The 16441-nt window shown below is 37.0% G+C and carries 16 protein-coding genes; 1 reads left to right on the forward strand and 15 read right to left on the reverse strand.

The window, feature by feature from the left end:
• Positions 1-26 precede the first annotated feature (26 nt).
• On the reverse strand, positions 27-860 hold the full coding sequence (gene lgt / locus IGM04_RS07505) for a prolipoprotein diacylglyceryl transferase (RefSeq protein WP_002381830.1): 834 nt from the start codon (positions 858-860) through the stop codon (positions 27-29).
• A gap of 17 nt (positions 861-877) precedes the next feature.
• A complete protein-coding gene (gene hprK, locus IGM04_RS07510) occupies positions 878-1813 on the reverse strand; it encodes an HPr(Ser) kinase/phosphatase (protein ID WP_002357309.1) in 936 nt (311 codons plus the stop codon).
• 209 nt (positions 1814-2022) lie between these two features.
• Between hprK and IGM04_RS07515 the strand changes: the two genes are divergently transcribed.
• Positions 2023-2985, forward strand: a complete 963-nt coding sequence (locus IGM04_RS07515) for a GIY-YIG nuclease family protein (RefSeq protein ID WP_086317921.1) — start codon at positions 2023-2025, stop codon at positions 2983-2985.
• A gap of 34 nt (positions 2986-3019) precedes the next feature.
• On the opposite strand, the gene IGM04_RS07520 is transcribed toward IGM04_RS07515, so the two are convergent.
• The 13 genes from IGM04_RS07520 to secA all read right to left on the reverse strand — a co-directional run bounded on the left by IGM04_RS07520 (position 3020) and on the right by secA (position 16212).
• Positions 3020-3376 (reverse strand): phage holin family protein, encoded by a 357-nt coding sequence (locus tag IGM04_RS07520; protein WP_002357307.1) that lies wholly within the window; start codon positions 3374-3376, stop codon positions 3020-3022.
• Complete coding sequence (locus IGM04_RS07525; RefSeq protein WP_002357306.1) at positions 3376-3699, reverse strand: PspC domain-containing protein; 324 nt, start codon at positions 3697-3699, stop codon at positions 3376-3378. Before IGM04_RS07525 ends, IGM04_RS07520 begins: the two co-directional genes overlap by 1 nt.
• Before the next feature lie 74 nt (positions 3700-3773).
• Complete coding sequence (liaX, locus tag IGM04_RS07530) at positions 3774-5375, reverse strand: daptomycin-sensing surface protein LiaX (RefSeq protein WP_002360155.1); 1602 nt, start codon at positions 5373-5375, stop codon at positions 3774-3776.
• A gap of 208 nt (positions 5376-5583) precedes the next feature.
• Complete coding sequence (phoU, locus tag IGM04_RS07535; protein ID WP_002357304.1) at positions 5584-6261, reverse strand: phosphate signaling complex protein PhoU; 678 nt, start codon at positions 6259-6261, stop codon at positions 5584-5586.
• 14 nt (positions 6262-6275) lie between these two features.
• A complete protein-coding gene (pstB, locus tag IGM04_RS07540) occupies positions 6276-7034 on the reverse strand; it encodes a phosphate ABC transporter ATP-binding protein PstB (protein WP_002357303.1) in 759 nt (252 codons plus the stop codon).
• Between the two features lie 10 nt (positions 7035-7044).
• A complete protein-coding gene (gene pstB / locus IGM04_RS07545; protein WP_002357302.1) occupies positions 7045-7854 on the reverse strand; it encodes a phosphate ABC transporter ATP-binding protein PstB in 810 nt (269 codons plus the stop codon).
• A 16-nt stretch (positions 7855-7870) separates the two neighbouring features.
• Positions 7871-8755 (reverse strand): phosphate ABC transporter permease PstA, encoded by an 885-nt coding sequence (gene pstA / locus IGM04_RS07550; RefSeq protein WP_002357300.1) that lies wholly within the window; start codon positions 8753-8755, stop codon positions 7871-7873.
• On the reverse strand, positions 8755-9675 hold the full coding sequence (gene pstC, locus IGM04_RS07555) for a phosphate ABC transporter permease subunit PstC (RefSeq protein WP_002357299.1): 921 nt from the start codon (positions 9673-9675) through the stop codon (positions 8755-8757). The genes pstA and pstC overlap by 1 nt, the downstream gene beginning before the upstream one ends.
• A gap of 122 nt (positions 9676-9797) precedes the next feature.
• Complete coding sequence (locus IGM04_RS07560) at positions 9798-10652, reverse strand: phosphate ABC transporter substrate-binding protein PstS (RefSeq protein WP_002357298.1); 855 nt, start codon at positions 10650-10652, stop codon at positions 9798-9800.
• Positions 10653-10827: 175 nt separating this feature from the next.
• Positions 10828-11712 carry a permease-like cell division protein FtsX gene (gene ftsX, locus IGM04_RS07565; protein ID WP_002364071.1) on the reverse strand — a complete coding sequence of 295 codons (885 nt, stop codon included), beginning with the start codon at positions 11710-11712 and terminating at the stop codon, positions 10828-10830.
• Entirely contained in the window at positions 11705-12391 is a 687-nt protein-coding gene (gene ftsE / locus IGM04_RS07570; RefSeq protein WP_002361935.1) for a cell division ATP-binding protein FtsE, read from the reverse strand. Before ftsE ends, ftsX begins: the two co-directional genes overlap by 8 nt.
• 105 nt (positions 12392-12496) lie before the next feature.
• A protein-coding gene (gene prfB, locus IGM04_RS07575) for a peptide chain release factor 2 (RefSeq protein ID WP_100068981.1) occupies positions 12497-13598 on the reverse strand; the annotation gives its coding sequence in 2 pieces (ribosomal slippage) (positions 12497-13525 and positions 13527-13598; 1101 coding nt in all).
• Positions 13599-13674: 76 nt separating this feature from the next.
• A complete protein-coding gene (gene secA, locus IGM04_RS07580; RefSeq protein ID WP_002381826.1) occupies positions 13675-16212 on the reverse strand; it encodes a preprotein translocase subunit SecA in 2538 nt (845 codons plus the stop codon).
• Positions 16213-16441 lie beyond the last annotated feature (229 nt).

A 16441-nucleotide genomic window follows, 5' to 3' on the forward strand; every position in this document is an offset into this window, starting at 1 on the left:
TTACCATATTCTTCGATCAAGTTGGATTAAGAAGTTGTTATTTTTTTCTTTTGTTTCTCCCGATTGTAAAATTTCAAATTGGGATTTCTTCTACGAACGATCACAATAACAATTGCTGCCACGAACATCACTAAAGACAACAATTGTGAGACACGAATGTTACTAAACGCATACAAACTGTCCATCCGTAACCCTTCGATGAAGAAGCGGCCGAAAGAATACCATATTATATAACCTAAAAAGACTTCGCCTTCTTTTAAAAAGTGTGGCTTTTTGCGTAATAACACTAAAACGATAAACCCTAAAACATTCCAGACAGATTCATATAAAAATGTTGGTTGATGATACGTTCCGTTGATATTCATGTTATCAATGATAAACGTTGGTAAATGGAGATTTTCTAAAAATTGTCTGGTGGTCGCTGGCCCATAGGCTTCATGATTCATAAAGTTGCCCCAACGACCAATTGCTTGCGCTAAAATCACACTTGGTGCGGCAATATCTAAAAAAGTCCATGTAGAAATGAAACGATGACGCGTAAAGAAAAACAGCGCCAGTCCCCCACCAATAAGACCACCATAAATCGCTAAGCCACCATTTCGAGTAAAGAAAATTTCAATCGGATTGTCTACATAATCTTGCCATTGAAAAGCGACGTAATACAAGCGCGCGCCAACAATTGCTGCAGGTAATCCCCAGAGCATAAAGTCAAAGACATCATCTTCTTTTAAACCAACACGAACGGCTTCACGACTACTTAGCCAAACAGCTAAAGCAATCCCTGAAACAATAATAATTGCATACCAATAGACGGGAATACCGAAAAGGCGAAATGCAATTGAATTTACTTGAGCTAACATCATCACATCTTCTCCTTCTATTCTCCTGAATTTTCTTCAATTAAACGGGTTAAGCGCTCTTCAAACGTTTTTGTTGCATCATAGCCCATTGTTTTCGCGCGGAAGTTCATTGCTGCTACTTCAATGATAATGGCCACATTTCGGCCGGTCTTAACAGGAATACGAATCTGAGGGACATCAACGTTAGCTATTTCAACCATTGCATCATCACTACCAAGACGATCATATTTCTTGTCTTTTTCCCATGCCTCTAAATAAACGACCAATTGAACTTGCATAAAGCCGCGGACCGCACTAGCTCCAAACAGGTTCATGACGTCAATAATTCCGATACCACGAATTTCAATTAAATGCTGCAAAATTTTTGGTGGCTCTCCAACCACGGTTAATTCATCTTGCTGATAAACATCGACACGATCGTCTGCGATTAGCCGATGTCCACGTTTAATAAGCTCTAAAGCTGTTTCACTTTTACCAATACCGCTATCTCCTTGAATCAAAACACCAAGTCCATAAACATCAACTAAAACCCCATGGACACTTGTCCGAACAGCTAAACGGCCATCTAAATAACTGGATAGTTCCCCTAGTAAACGGGAAGTTGAAATCGGTGAACGTAATACAGAAACCCCATTTTCTTTTGCTGCTGTAATTAATTCTTCGGGGATTTCTAGTCCTCTGGATACTATAAAGGCTGGAGTATCTTTCGCACATAAACGGCGCATCACTAATAAACGCTCTTCAGGCATCATTCGTTCTGCAAAGGTAATTTCTTTGCTCCCAAATAATTGTAAACGGTCATGGGAATAATAATTAAAATACCCAGTTAATTCTAAACCTGGCCGGGAAATTTCACCAGTTTTAATTGTTCTATTTAAGCTTTCTTCATCTCCGTAGACTACTTCTAAAGAAAGATTTTCTACCAGTTGATAAATCTTTACCACTTCTGTCATATCGAATGTCAGTCCTTTCTGCTACTTGTTATATTTTATCATTTAAAAATACAAGTTTCTAGCTATTCACTAGATAATTCCTAGAATTATCATATTTCAAAAAAATGAAACTATTTTTCAATGAAATTATCTATGCTATTTCTGTTACTTGACTATTTCAGAAAACTTTGTATACTTGAAGCCGATCCTTTTAAGAAAAGAGGAAACTTATGAAAGAATATTTAAAGGAAAAAGCCCATCAATTACCGTTAACGCCGGGTGTTTATTTAATGAAAGACGCAACCGACACAATTATTTATGTGGGTAAAGCCAAAAAATTAAAAAATCGCGTGTCAAGCTATTTTATTAATAGTAATCAACATTCTCGAAAGACGATGCGCTTAGTCAAACAAATTATAGACTTCGATGTTCTCCATACTGACACAGAATTGGATGCGCTCCTCCTAGAATGTCAACTGATTCAACAGTATCGACCGCGTTACAATCGCCAAATGAATGCTTATGAACAATATTCTTATGTATCGGTAGCCGTTAATGAGCGGCAATTAGAGATTAAACTCTTAAATATTCCCACTAAAGAGAACTGTTTTGGTCCTTATTCGATTCGTCGAAAATTAAACCGTTTAAAAATAATTTTGGATAGTATCTACGATCTCGTCCCAACCAACTATTGGCATCAAACCTTTCAAAAAGAGAGTGCCATTCCGACCGAACTATTTCAACAAGAATTGTTCGACTTTTTCCATAATCAAGGACGAGAACCAATCAAACGAATTGCTCAACAAATGCAAGAAGCTGCTGAAAAACAAGCCTTCGAAAAAGCGGCAAAACTCAAAGAAGATTGGCTCTTTCTGACGCGCTTTGCAAACCAAAATCAACGAATTAGTCAAGCTAACCAACGAGATTGGCAACTGATGTGGTTACCTTGTCAGAAAAAAATCAAATACTATTTAATTTACCAAGGCTTGGTGGTAGCAACACGTGTTGTAACTAAACAAACGTTTCAAAAATATTCACCGCTTGAACTAGCAAAAAAAATCATGCCCAAAAAATCACCGAAAACAATTGAGCATTACTCGAAGCAACAAGTTGATTTTTTAAACATTTTATATGGCTATGTCAGCCGCCATCCAGAATGTCACCTAGAAAATTTAACCATCGAAAAAGCCTGAAGGACGCATTTTATGCTACGTTCTTCAGGCTTTTTTATTCATATTTAGATAAATTGTGATCCGTAACGATCGTATTGACAATTGACATAATTACAGCCATTAGCACCGCTGCCCAAAAACTTGAGAAGCCAAAGTTCATTTCCCCCACAAAAAACGAGGTCATTTGTAAAATCGCTGCATTGACAACAAAGCTAAATAGACCAAACGTTAATAAAGTAAATGGGAGCGACAAGATTGTTAAGACTGGTTTCACCAACATATTTAGGATTGAGAGAACAAAGGCGGCAATAATTGCAGGCATTATGCCTCTCACATGAATCATGCCAGGAAAAACAACTGATAAAGAAATGAATGTCAGTGTATTAACAACCAATCGCTGAAAATATGTCATTAAAAGTCACTCCATTCGTCATCATCAATTTTTTCCGCTTCTTTACGTTGCTTTTTATTGGCAGCATAAGGATTTTCATTGCGAACATTTCTATTATAAGGATTTTGATGGCCGTAGCCGCGATCGCTTCCTGTTCTTCCAGAAGGGATCAAGACTGCTAAGGCAATGTATAAGAGAATGCCTGGAAATCCTGCTGAGAAAAAGCTGAGCAAGACATAAACGACACGAATAATTGTTGGGTCAATTCCTAGCCAATCAGCAATCCCAGCTAAGCTTCCTGTTAAAACCACGTTATTCGGAGATTTTGTTAGTTTTCTTTTCATATGTTTTCACCTCGTCTACTAAATTTTACACTAGAAAGGCTGATTCGTCAGCCCATCTAGCTTAAAATTATTAATTATTTATCCGTATCTTTTAGGAAAATACTTCCCGTTGTTGTAGAAGCATTAATTTGAGCCATTGATTCTTCCAGTACACGTCTAAAATGTAATTGTTGATTGCCGCGATCTTTCTTTTCACGAACAACTTCAATATCTGTTAAACGGCTGTTAATACTACCTAAATTCGTTTTCACTTGCCCTTCAACACCTAAGTCATTTGGCAAGGCCAATTTGATATTCCCATTTGCAGAGCTTGCTTCAACACGGCGAAGCGTTTTTTCTTTAGCTGTAATGCGGATATCTCCATTAATCAGAGAAACACTTAGACTTTCTGGTGCCGCGGAAATAGACACATCACCATTGACTGTTTCAATAATGTTATCTAAAATCGTTCCTTCTAGGACTTTAATTTCACCATTCACGCCTTCAATTTCTAACATAGTTGCATCAATTTTTTTAAACGTAATCGTCCCATTCGTTGATTTTGTGTAAACATCTTTCGCTGTTAACTCTTCTACTAAGACATTTCCGTTTAATAATTTAACAGATACATGATCGTAAGTGCGTTTTGGTAAATAGAACGTTAAATCTGCTTTCACCCGTTTGTTTGGCACTTGGAAAGAAATTGTTTCATCATCCACATCAATGTCACTTCGTTCTAAGAAAGCTTCCATTGGTGAATCTCCTGCCATTTTACCATATAATTTGATTTTTGCTTCGACTTTCACATCTTCTTGATCCCAAGTTTTGAAAACCACGGTACCATTTGCTACCTTGACATCAATTAAACTTGCTTGTGGATTTGGATAATTAAACTCATGTTCAAACTTAGTTGTTGCCACACCAGGAACTTTCATTTTAATGTCTTTCCATTCCACATTATCATTCATGGTATCACTGAAAGAATTAAATGTTTTTTTCAAGAATTCTCCCACTTGGCCGCCAACTTCGGCAACTTTGCCGCCGACTTGGTTAAAGGTATCTGTGGCTTGATCTTTCCACTCTTCAGAGAATTGAGAAGAAACTTTTTCTTTTGTATCATTCCATTGACCTTTCCATTGTTCTTTACGAATGTTTTTTAGTTCTTCTTCCAGTGCTGTTTTTTCAGTACTTTGAGTCGCTAATTTTTCTTCTAATTGTGCAAGTAAAACGTGCAAGTCTTTTCGTTGAACTTGTTCATCTTCTGTCAATGCATCTAATTCTTCTTTTGTATCTAATGTTCCAATTTCTTCTGCGACTTCTTTAATTTCTTCTTTGATGCCGGCAATTTCTGCGTTGACTTCGTCCAATTCAGCCGAAGCACGATTGGCTTTTGTTGCTAACTCATCAAGAATTCTTTCTAAGTTTTCACGATCTTTTTCTGCACTGTCCTGTGTATTTTCTTCAAACGAATCAACAGTAGGTCCTTCTGATTCGCCTTTTTCTAATGCATCCATTAAATCTGCAACTTGATCTTCTTTATTTGTTGTTCCAATATTTTGTGTATCAACTTTTTCAGCAGCTTTTTCGATTTGTTTTTCATCTTTTTCAGTTGCCATATTTTCTAATAAAATTAACGCTTCTTCTGACGTTAGAATACCTTTTTTCACTAATTCTAATACGCGTTCTCTTTCTTTCATGGATATTGCCTCCTTAGCAAATTTTTCACTCAATAGTGTTTTCCTTACATGCATTATTATGCCTTGTTTTTGATCATTTGTCATAGGACTTAAGAACGATTTCTTCTCATTAGTAAGGACTAGTTTTATAAAATCAGCTCATTTTACGCTAAAAAAACTAGGAATTGGTCTAAAAAAGGCCGTCTCCTAGTTTTTTTATTTGTTTTTCTTAAAATTGTTCGTCACGATTACTATTCAATTCGGTAATTTTACCAGTTGCCAAGTAAACAATCCACTCACAAATATTTGTGACATAGTCGCCAATTCTTTCCAAGTATTGTGCCACATGTAGATAATCAGTTCCGCTAATGACCGTTTCTGGATTAGCTTTCATTGCTTCTACGGCATGTTTGTAAATACTATCGAAATATTCATTAGTACGATCATCCATTTGTGCAATCATTCGTGCATCTTTTTGATCCGTTTTAACATAGGCGATTAAAACATTATCCACCATTTTTTTCACATAATCAGACATATCTGAAATTTCTTTTTCAATTTCAGGAATACGTGTTTCTCCTTTTAAGCGAATCGTTGATTTAGCAATTGAAACGGCATGGTCCGCCATTCTTTCTAAATCCGAACTAGCTTTCATAACAGTGATAATCATACGTAAGTCTGTTGTCACTGGTTGTTGTAACGCAATCATTTCAAAACTCTTTTTCTCAAGTTTGACTTCCATATCATTAATTTCAATATCGCGATCAATCACTTCTTGAGCCAATTTTTTATCATGATTAATATATGCCTTCACGGATTTATGGACGGCACTACTAACCATCATACCCATTTCATAAAATTGATTGTGCAGATTTAATAGTTCTTCTTCAAATTGTGTCCGTAACATTCTTTTTCCCCCTTTTAACCAAATTTACCAGAAATGTAATCTTCTGTTTGTTTTTCTTTTGGATTTAAAAATACTTTTTTCGTGTCATTAAATTCAATTAAATCACCTTGTAAAAAGAAGGCCGTTTTATCAGAGATCCGTGATGCTTGCGACATATTATGTGTCACCATAATCATGGTATATTTCTCTTTTAATGTTAACAGCATGTTTTCAATTTTACCACTAGAAACTGGGTCCAAGGCGCTAGTTGGTTCATCTAATAAAATAATATCTGGTTCCACAGCTAAAACACGAGCGATACAAACCCGCTGTTGTTGTCCACCAGAAAGTGAAAGTGCACTTTTGTGAAGTTTATCTTTGACATCCTCCCAAACGGCAGCAGCTTTCAAACTGGTTTCAACTGCTTCATCTAAGACTTGCTTGTCTTTGACTCCTTTTAGGCGCAAGCCATAAATCACATTTTCATAAACTGAAAATGGAAATGGATTAGGTTGTTGGAAAACCATGCCAATTTCTTTACGTAATTCAACGTTATCTGTTTTCGGTCCATAAATATCTTTTCCTTTATAGACGACACTTCCAGTAATAGTTACGTCTGGGATTAAATCATTCATACGATTCAAGCAACGTAAATACGTTGACTTCCCGCAACCAGAAGGACCAATCATGGCAGTTAATTCTCCTTGATTAAAAGTTAAATCAATGCCTTTCAATGCTTCTTTTTTCCCGTAATATAAATGTAAATCTTTTGATGAAATAATTTCTTTGCCCATCTTGCTCCTCCTAACCAAAATGTCCTGAAACGTAGTCTTCCGTTGCTTGAATTTTTGGTCGTGTAAAGATTTTTCTTGTATGGTCGTATTCAATGACTTTACCCATATAGAAGAAAGCTGTATAGTCACTAATCCGCGCCGCTTGTTGCATGTTATGTGTCACAATGATGATCGTGTAATCATCTTTTAAATTCACTAACGTTTCTTCAACCGTTCCTGTTGAAATCGGATCTAACGCGCTTGCCGGTTCATCTAACAACAGAATATCTGGTTTCATCGCAATTGCCCGAGCGATACACAAACGTTGTTGTTGCCCACCAGACAGAGCTAAGGCGCTTTTGTTTAAGTTATCTTTCACTTGATCCCAAAGTGCGGCTTGCTTCAAACTTGTTTCAACGATTTCATCTAATTTTTTCTTATCCTTTTCACCATGCTGTTTCAATGCGAATGTGATATTTTCATAGATAGATTTACTAAATGGATTGGGCCGCTGAAAAACCATGCCAATGCGTTTTCTCATTTCGTAGACGTCAACTTCTTTCGTATTGACATCGACATCTTTATACATAATTTTTCCAGTAACACGTGAATTGGCAATGCCATCGTTCATACGATTTAGCGAACGTAAATACGTGGATTTACCGCAACCAGAAGGTCCAATTAAGGCGGTTATTTTGTTCTTTTCAAATTGTAAATCAACACCTTTGATAGCTTCATTGTCCCCGTAAAAGACATGTAAGTCTTCCGTGTGTAACGCAATCGGGTCTTTTTGGCTATCTAGTTGAAGTAAATGGGTATCATTTAAATTGTATTCTTTCATGCTAATTCCCCTAACATTAAGCTGATGTCATTCTCTTATAAAGACGGTTGCCGATAAAACGAGCGCCGAAATTGAAAAGTAAAACTACTAAAATTAACACAGCGGAGGCACCTGCTGAGACCGCAGCGCCATCTGGCATCGTTCCTTCGGTATTAATTTTCCAAATATGCACAGCCAACGTTTCCGCTTGACGGAAAATACTAATCGGACTTGAAACGCTCAATGGATTCCAATTACTGAAATCTAAGGCAGGTGCGCTTTGTCCTGCTGTATAAATTAGCGCAGCGGCTTCACCGAAAATCCGACCAGAACTCAAAATAACACCTGTCAAAATTCCTGGTAACGCTTCTGGCAAAATAACTTTTTTAACTGTTTCCCAACGTGAAAGACCTAAGGCTAACCCCGCTTCACGCTGTGTATAATGAATGGCTTTCAAAGATTCCTCAACATTTCTAGTCAATAATGGTAAGTTAAAAAATGTTAATGCTAACGCACCTGATAAGATTGAAAAACCATATCCGATTTGTACAACGAAAATCAAGAAGCCGAACAGCCCCACAACAACGGAAGGCAATGAACTCAAAATTTCAATCGAGGTACGAATTAAATCAGTTAACCAATTCTTTTTCGCATATTCCGATAAGTAAATTCCAGCACCCAATGAAATTGGAATACTAATAATCATTGTAATCAATAGTAAATATAGTGAGTTGAAAAGCTGAATACCAATCCCACCACCAACTTGATAGGCTCTGGATGGTTGTGTTAAAAATTCCCACGAAATATGAGGAATTCCTCTAGCTAAAATGTAAATCAGTAAGGCCGCCAAAATTAAAACAATGACGCCAGATACGGCATATAAGATACCTGTTGCGATTTTATCTGCTTTTTTTGCATTCATTATTTTAAGGCTCCTCTCTTACCGATAATTCGGATAACAATGTTGAATAGTAAAGACATCAACAATAGAATCAAAGCTAAAGACCAAAGAACGTTGTTTTCAACTGTTCCCATAATTGTATTCCCAATCCCCATTGTCAAAATACTTGTTAGTGTCGAAGCTGGTGTTGTCAAACTAGTTGGCATCACAGCTGCATTTCCGATTACCATTTGGATTGCTAAGGCTTCACCAAACGCACGAGCCATACCAAAGACAACCGCAGTTAAAATACCAGGCACAGCTGCCCGCAAGACAACTTTATAAATCGTTTGCCAACGCGTAGCACCAAGCGCCAACGACGCTTCACGATAATGTCGAGGCACAGCTTTTAATGCATCTACGGTCATCGTAGTAACCGTTGGTAAAATCATAACAAATAGCACAAACGTACCAGCTAAAATACCGAAGCCAGTTCCGCCAAAGATTGAACGGACAAAAGGAACAATGACAGATAAACCAATAAATCCATAAACAACAGAGGGAATCCCTACAAGTAATTCAATAACTGGTTGTAAAAATTTCGCTCCTTTTTTAGGTGAAATTTCTGTCATAAAAACAGCCGCTCCAATCGCAAATGGCGTCGCAACAATCGCTGACAAAAACGTTACAATAAAAGAACCCGCAATCATTGGTAAAGCCCCAACCATGGGTTTACCGTCCGCGCCGATATCACTTGGGTTCCAGTTTGTTCCAAATAAGAAATCAAACACGTTAATCTTATCTTTAAAGAATGTAGCAAGTCCTTTACTTGCAACAAAATAGAAAATTGAAACAACCACTGCTACAATTAAGGCAATACATAGGAAACTAATAAATTTCCCTCGTTGCTCCATCTTGGCTCTTTTCGATTTTGTTAATAATTTTTTCTGTACATCTTCCAAGAATATTTCCTCCTCAAACAATCCAACTTTTACAGATAAAAATAGTGTACCTTTTTTACATCAATTTGTTTTTAATAACATGTAAATTTTATGTTAATTTTGTAAATTTTGTGTTAAGAGAATTATTTAATGACATTTCCTTGCCAATCCCGTTCAATTTCCATTTTCGAAACAGGAATATACCCTAATTGACCAATCACACGTTCTTGGATATCATCTGACAACATAAAGTCTAAAAACTCTTTGGTTAAATCACTTGGATTTTTACGAGTGTACATGTGTTCATAAGACCAAATAATCCATTTATTGTTCATTACATTTTCATCTGTTGGCTGAACACCATCAATGCTTAACGTAGCTACTTCATCAGTAACATATGAAAATGCGGTATAACTAATCGCTCCTGGTGTATCAGAAACAATGGAACGAACCATGCCGCTGGAATCTTGTTCTTGCGCACGAATGGCTGTTTTATCTCCCAAGACCCACTTTTCAAAAGTCGCGCGCGTACCACTACCGGCCGCTCTATTCAAAATAACAATTTTTTGGTCTTTCCCGCCAAGTTCTTTCCAGTTTGTTACTTCACCTAAAAAGATTTTCTTTAAATTTTCCATTGAGATATCTTTGACACCGACATTTTTGTTAACGATTGGTGTAATCCCAACGACAGCAACTTTATGATCAATTAAGTCTTCCGCTTTGATGCCCTTTTTCTCTTCTGCAAATAAATCAGAATTACCAATGTCTACCGCACCAGATTGGACTTGACTCAGACCTGTTCCGCTTCCGCCACCTTGGACATTAATAAATCTTCCCGGATTTTGGCTTTGATATTCCTCACTCGCTGTCTCTACTAATGGTTGTAAAGCTGATGAGCCTACCGCTGTGATGGATTCACCACGATCAATCCATTTTGCACATCCTGTCAAAGTAAGTATACTTGCCAAACCAATAAATAATAGCAATCTTTTTTTCATCGATTCATTATTCCTCCAATTAATTTCAATCTATTCTATTTTACCATTATATGTAGGACTTGAAAATTATAAGTTATCAATTTGTTGGTACAACTGAGAAAACTCTTAAATTAAATAACAAGTATTTTAAAACTAAAACAAAAAAAGCTCTCCATTTTGGAGAGCTTTTTTTCGTTTAAATTTTCAAGAAACGACGCATTGAAATAACTGAACCTAGTGATCCAATAATCATTCCTGTTGCAATCATTAATAGATTGACTTTCCAGATAAAATCTTCTGGACGAATTAATGAATAATTCGAGCGCAATAACTGCGGATTGAACATGTTATAAACTTGATGGTAGCCTAACGTCATAATGATGACTGGCACGATTGCGCCAATCAAGCCAATCCAGGCACCTTCTAAGAAAAACGGCCAACGAATGAAACTGTTTTTCGCTCCTACAAGACGCATAATTTGGATTTCTTTTTGACGAGATAAAATCGTAATCCGAATGGTATTGGAAATTAAGAACACTGCAACGAATAAAAGTAATGCAGCAGCTGCTAGGCCCCAAGTTCGAACGGTTTGAGCGATTTTAAAGATTTTGTCTGAGTTTACACCACCGTAATCGGCTTTAAAAACACTTGGGAATTTAGCTGCTTGTTTCGCAATATCTTTCGTGTCTTCTGGTGTTTTCGCACGGACATAATACACATCGTATAATGGGTTACTGTCGCCTTCGAAAAGATTCCAAGCATCCCCCATTTGTTCTTGGATTTTTTTCAATTGTTGATCTTTGTTTGAATAAGAAATATCTTCAACATTGTCTAATCCTTTAAGTTGTTTTTCTAATGTTTTCATTTCATTTTGTTTTGTACCAATATCGACAAAAACTGACACTGTCACGTTTTTTTCGATATCATCAGCAAGTTTCGTTGCATTAAAAATAACGCCCATAAAAATACCAACTAAAACTAATGTAATTGTAACCGCACTTGCTGAGGCAACAGTCATCCAACCGTTCCGTTTTAAACTTTTGATACTTTCAAATAAATGAGAAAAGAATGTTCTAATCATCGTAGCCGTATTCTCCTTCCACTTGGTCACGGATAATGCGACCATTTTCAATGGCAATAACACGGTGACGAATCGTATTTACAATTGTACTATTATGCGTTGCCATCACGACTGTTGTTCCTTGTGCGTTAATCCGGTCCAACAATTTCATGATTTCCCATGAATTCTCTGGATCTAAGTTCCCAGTTGGTTCATCGGCAATTAAAACTTTCGGTGTATTTACGATTGCTCGTGCAATGGATACCCGTTGCTGTTCCCCACCAGAAAGTTCACTTGGAAAAACACGTACCTTATGTTTTAGACCGACTAAATCTAAAACTTCCATCACGCGTTTTTTGATTTCGCGAGGACGTCGTCCGATAACTTGCATCGCATAGGCCACATTCTCATACACAGTTTTCTTCGGTAATAGTTTATAGTCTTGGAAAACGATGCCGATTTCACGACGTAAATAAGGAACTTCTTTATTTTTTATTTTCATTAAATCATGACCTGCAACTGTCAAATTACCTTTTGTTGCTTTTTCTTCACGATACATTAATCTAATAAAGGTTGATTTCCCTGCACCTGAGGGACCAACCACATAGACGAACTCGCCTTGGTCAATCTCTACTGAAATATTCCGAATCGCTGTTGTACCATTCGAATATTTCTTCATTACATCTTTCATTTCAATCATGGCGTTCTCTCCATCTCTTTTTTCTTCAATCCTACTCATTATAACATGTCAATATTGCAAACTTCTTGCATTAAGTTACATTTTTATTTCAATTTAATGAAGAGCTTAACTTAAGCGCTGTTTTAAGTAGGCATCAATGAAACCATCAAGGTCTCCATCCATCACAGCTTGTACATTGCCGGTTTCGTAATTTGTCCGATGGTCTTTGACCATTGAATACGGATGGAACACGTAAGAACGGATTTGTGAGCCCCAGCCAATTTCCATTTGTTCACCACGTAAACTTGCTGCTTCTTGGGCTTTCTTTTCCATTTCCAATTGATATAATTTGGCTTTTAACATACTCATTGCTTGCTCACGGTTTTTTAATTGAGAACGTTGTGCTTGGCTTGCGACAACGGTGCCTGTTGGAATATGTGTGATTCGAACAGCCGATTCTGTTTTATTAATATGTTGACCACCGGCACCACTTGCTCGATAGGTATCAATTTTTAAGTCATCTGGATTGATCGCAATCTCTATTGTATCGTCTAATTCAGGCATTACATCAACTGAACAAAACGAAGTATGACGGCGTTTGGCGGAATCAAAGGGCGAAATCCGCACAAGACGATGGACACCTTTTTCAGATTTTAGGTAGCCATAAGCATTGTAACCTTTGATTAATAAGGTGACACTTTTAATCCCTGCTTCATCTCCAGCTTGGTAATCCAACGTTTCAACTTGGAAACCGTGACTTTCTGCCCAACGTGTATACATTCGTAAAAGCATACTTCCCCAGTCTTGTGACTCAGTACCACCGGCACCAGGGTGTAATTCAATTAGGGCGTTATTATGATCATATGGCTCATTTAGTAGTAAGGATAGCTCATACGTTGTTAAACGTTCTTGCAAGAGATGAATTCTTTCTTCCAATTCTTCTTGAATCTCTGTATCATATTCTTCTTGTTGTAATTCAAACATCACCGTTAATTCGTCAAGTTCCTCAGAGAGCTGATGAAATTGTTGATATTTTTCTTTCAAACTATTGGTTTCGTTAATTAGCTTTTGAGCCGTTTCTGTGTTGTCCCAAAAACCAGGTTCTCCCATCCGATTTTCCGCCTCGGCAATGTCTTCTTCTAACTGGTCTAAGTCAAAGAGACCTCCTGAAGCTAGTAATTTTTTGTGTCATTTCGTCTAATAATGTACGAATTTCTGGGTTTTCCAAAATGATTCCTTCTTTCTCTTTATTGTAAAAAGAGCAAAGGCGGGACAAATTGCCCCACCCTGCGTTTTTTCTTTAATTAAGCGTTTCTTCCATGACAATTTTTGAATTTTTTGCCACTTCCGCATGGGCATAAATCATTACGGCCCACTTTTTTATCTACACGCACAGGTTGACGCTTCGCACTTGTGTTGCTTTGTGCAGCTGCATCTTGTTCTGTTTCTGGATGTTCCGCTTGTCCTTGGGCTACTTGCTCACGTTGGACATTTTGGCGAATTTCCGATTTCATGAATAAACGTGTTACTTCATATTCGATTGAACCCACCATATTGTTATACATAGAATAACCTTCTGTTTGATATTCTACTAATGGGTTGTTTTGACCGTACGCACGTAAGCCGACAGATTGGCGTAATTGATCCATTGCATCAATGTGATCTGTCCATTTAGTATCGACAACACGCAAGATGACTACTTTTTCAAATTCTAGCAATTGTTCTTGGCCATTCAATTGTTGAGATTTTTCTTCAAATACTTCTTGCGCACGTGCCACTAAGTAGTCTTTGATTTCTTCAGCTGATTTATTTTCTAAATCTTTTTTAGAAATCGTATCTTCATGGACAAGTGTTGAGGCTGCAAAATCGACAATCCCATCTAAATTCCATTCTTCTTTTTCTAATTGTGTATGGCTATCCACCACTCGGCCAATCGTCCGTTTTACCATGCCCATTAATACATCAGACAAGTCATTTTCTTCCATAATTACTTCTTGTCGTTGCGCATAAATAACTTCACGTTGCTCGCGCATCACGTCATCGTATTGTAAGACATTTTTACGTGTGTCATAGTTATTTCCTTCCACACGTTTTTGAGCAGATTCTACTTGGCGAGTAAACATTTTACTTTGAATAACTGCATCTTCTTCTTGCACATTCATTCGTTCTAAGAATGTTTTAATTCGTTCTGAACCAAAGCGTTTCATCAAGTCATCTTCTAAAGATAAATAAAATTGTGAAACCCCTGGATCCCCTTGACGTCCTGCACGTCCACGCAACTGATTATCAATACGACGTGACTCATGACGTTCTGTCCCGATAACTGCTAGACCACCTAGTTCAAGTACACCTAAGCCAAGTTTAATATCCGTTCCACGACCAGCCATATTTGTTGCAATTGTAACTGCGCCTTTTTGACCGGCGTTCATAATGATTTCGGCTTCTTTAAAGTGATTTTTCGCATTTAATACTTCATGAGGAATTTTAGCTGCGTTTAATTTATCAGAAAGTAATTCTGACGTTTCTACCGCAACAGTCCCCACCAACACTGGTTGTCCTTTGTGGTAACGTTCTTTAATATCTTCCACCACTGCATTAAATTTACTTTCTAAGGTTGGATAAAGTAAATCTGGACGATCGTCACGGATAATTGGACGATTGGTTGGAATTTGAATGACTTGAATATTGTAAATTTCACGGAATTCTTCTTCTTCTGTTTTAGCAGTACCAGTCATCCCGGCTAGTTTTTTGTACATCCGGAAGTAGTTTTGGAACGTAATCGTCGCCATTGTTTTTGTTTCATCTTCAATTTCGACGCCTTCTTTTGCTTCAATCGCTTGATGCAAGCCATCAGAATAACGACGACCATCCATGATACGACCAGTAAATTGGTCAACAATTAAGACTTTATTGTCTTGAACCACGTAATCAATGTCTAGTAACATGATATAGTTTGCCCGTAACGCTTGATCTAAATGGTGCGTTAATGCTGTATTTTCAATATCGTAAAGGTTATCCAATCCAAAAGTTTGTTCCGCTTTTTCAATCCCTGCTTCTGTTAAACCAATTGTTTTAGACTGAATATCAATTTTGTAATCTTCGTCTTCTTTTAAGCGTTTGACAAAATTATCGGCACGCGTATAGAGTGCTGTCGATTTTTCAGCTTGTCCAGAAATAATTAATGGGGTTCTTGCTTCATCAATTAAGATTGAATCCACTTCATCGACAATTGCATAGTTTAATGGACGTTGAACCATTTGGCTGCGATAAACAACCATGTTATCACGCAAATAGTCAAATCCTAATTCGTTATTTGTACTATAAGTGATATCACAGTTATACGCTTCACGTTTTTCATCAGAAGATTTAGAGTTAATGTTTAAGCCAACGCTTAAGCCTAAGAAATTATATAATTCTCCCATTTCGTTAGAGTCACGGGTTGCTAAGTATTCATTAACTGTAACAACGTGTACTCCTTCGCCAGATAGTGCATTCAAGTATACAGGCATTGTGGCAGTCAAGGTTTTCCCTTCACCTGTTCTCATTTCAGGAATGTTCCCGTCATGAAGCACAATCCCACCCATTAATTGGACACGGTATGGGAATAAACCTAGTACTCGTTTAGCAGCTTCACGGACAACCGCAAACGCTTCTGGTAATAGTTCGTCTAAGGTTTCCCCTTTTTGATAACGGGCTTTAAATTCATCTGTTTTTTCACGTAATTGTTCATCGCTTAGTTGTTCCATTGCACTTGCATGTGCATCAATTTTATCGGCGATTTTTTCTAATCGTCTTAATTCTTTTTTATCGTTTTCAATCATTTTTTTCAAAAAATTTGCCATTGGTATCTGTGTTCCTTTCAATTACCTCTTTTTATTTTTGTATCCTTTTTGTACAAGAAGCACAATCTATCCATTTTATTTTATCATTACTTGACGAGAAAGAAAACCATTTCTCTCTATTTTACAGACATTTTCCTTTAAAAGATGAACTTTTAAAGTTATTTTATGTATTTCTTTATTTTTTCTTTACTCCGTGCTTTAAAGATGTTTAAAGAGCTGAAATGCACGA

The organism is Enterococcus sp. DIV2385 (assembly GCF_051711925.1).
Classification (GTDB): domain Bacteria; phylum Bacillota; class Bacilli; order Lactobacillales; family Enterococcaceae; genus Enterococcus; species Enterococcus faecalis.

Excerpts from the sequence above, each read along its gene's own strand:
- pstB (WP_002357303.1), bottom strand. The coding sequence starts at position 7,034 with ATGGGCAAAGAAATTATTTCATCAAAAGATTTACATTTATATTACGGG.
- IGM04_RS07520 (WP_002357307.1), bottom strand. The coding sequence starts at position 3,376 with ATGACATATTTTCAGCGATTGGTTGTTAATACACTGACATTCATTTCT.
- liaX (WP_002360155.1), bottom strand. The coding sequence starts at position 5,375 with ATGAAAGAAAGAGAACGCGTATTAGAATTAGTGAAAAAAGGTATTCTA.
- IGM04_RS07525 (WP_002357306.1), bottom strand. The coding sequence starts at position 3,699 with ATGAAAAGAAAACTAACAAAATCTCCGAATAACGTGGTTTTAACAGGA.
- IGM04_RS07560 (WP_002357298.1), bottom strand. The coding sequence starts at position 10,652 with ATGAAAAAAAGATTGCTATTATTTATTGGTTTGGCAAGTATACTTACT.
- pstA (WP_002357300.1), bottom strand. The coding sequence starts at position 8,755 with ATGAATGCAAAAAAAGCAGATAAAATCGCAACAGGTATCTTATATGCC.
- phoU (WP_002357304.1), bottom strand. The coding sequence starts at position 6,261 with ATGTTACGGACACAATTTGAAGAAGAACTATTAAATCTGCACAATCAA.
- IGM04_RS07515 (WP_086317921.1), top strand. The coding sequence starts at position 2,023 with ATGAAAGAATATTTAAAGGAAAAAGCCCATCAATTACCGTTAACGCCG.
- secA (WP_002381826.1), bottom strand. The coding sequence starts at position 16,212 with ATGGCAAATTTTTTGAAAAAAATGATTGAAAACGATAAAAAAGAATTA.
- ftsE (WP_002361935.1), bottom strand. The coding sequence starts at position 12,391 with ATGATTGAAATGAAAGATGTAATGAAGAAATATTCGAATGGTACAACA.
- pstB (WP_002357302.1), bottom strand. The coding sequence starts at position 7,854 with ATGAAAGAATACAATTTAAATGATACCCATTTACTTCAACTAGATAGC.
- hprK (WP_002357309.1), bottom strand. The coding sequence starts at position 1,813 with ATGACAGAAGTGGTAAAGATTTATCAACTGGTAGAAAATCTTTCTTTA.
- ftsX (WP_002364071.1), bottom strand. The coding sequence starts at position 11,712 with ATGATTAGAACATTCTTTTCTCATTTATTTGAAAGTATCAAAAGTTTA.
- lgt (WP_002381830.1), bottom strand. The coding sequence starts at position 860 with ATGTTAGCTCAAGTAAATTCAATTGCATTTCGCCTTTTCGGTATTCCC.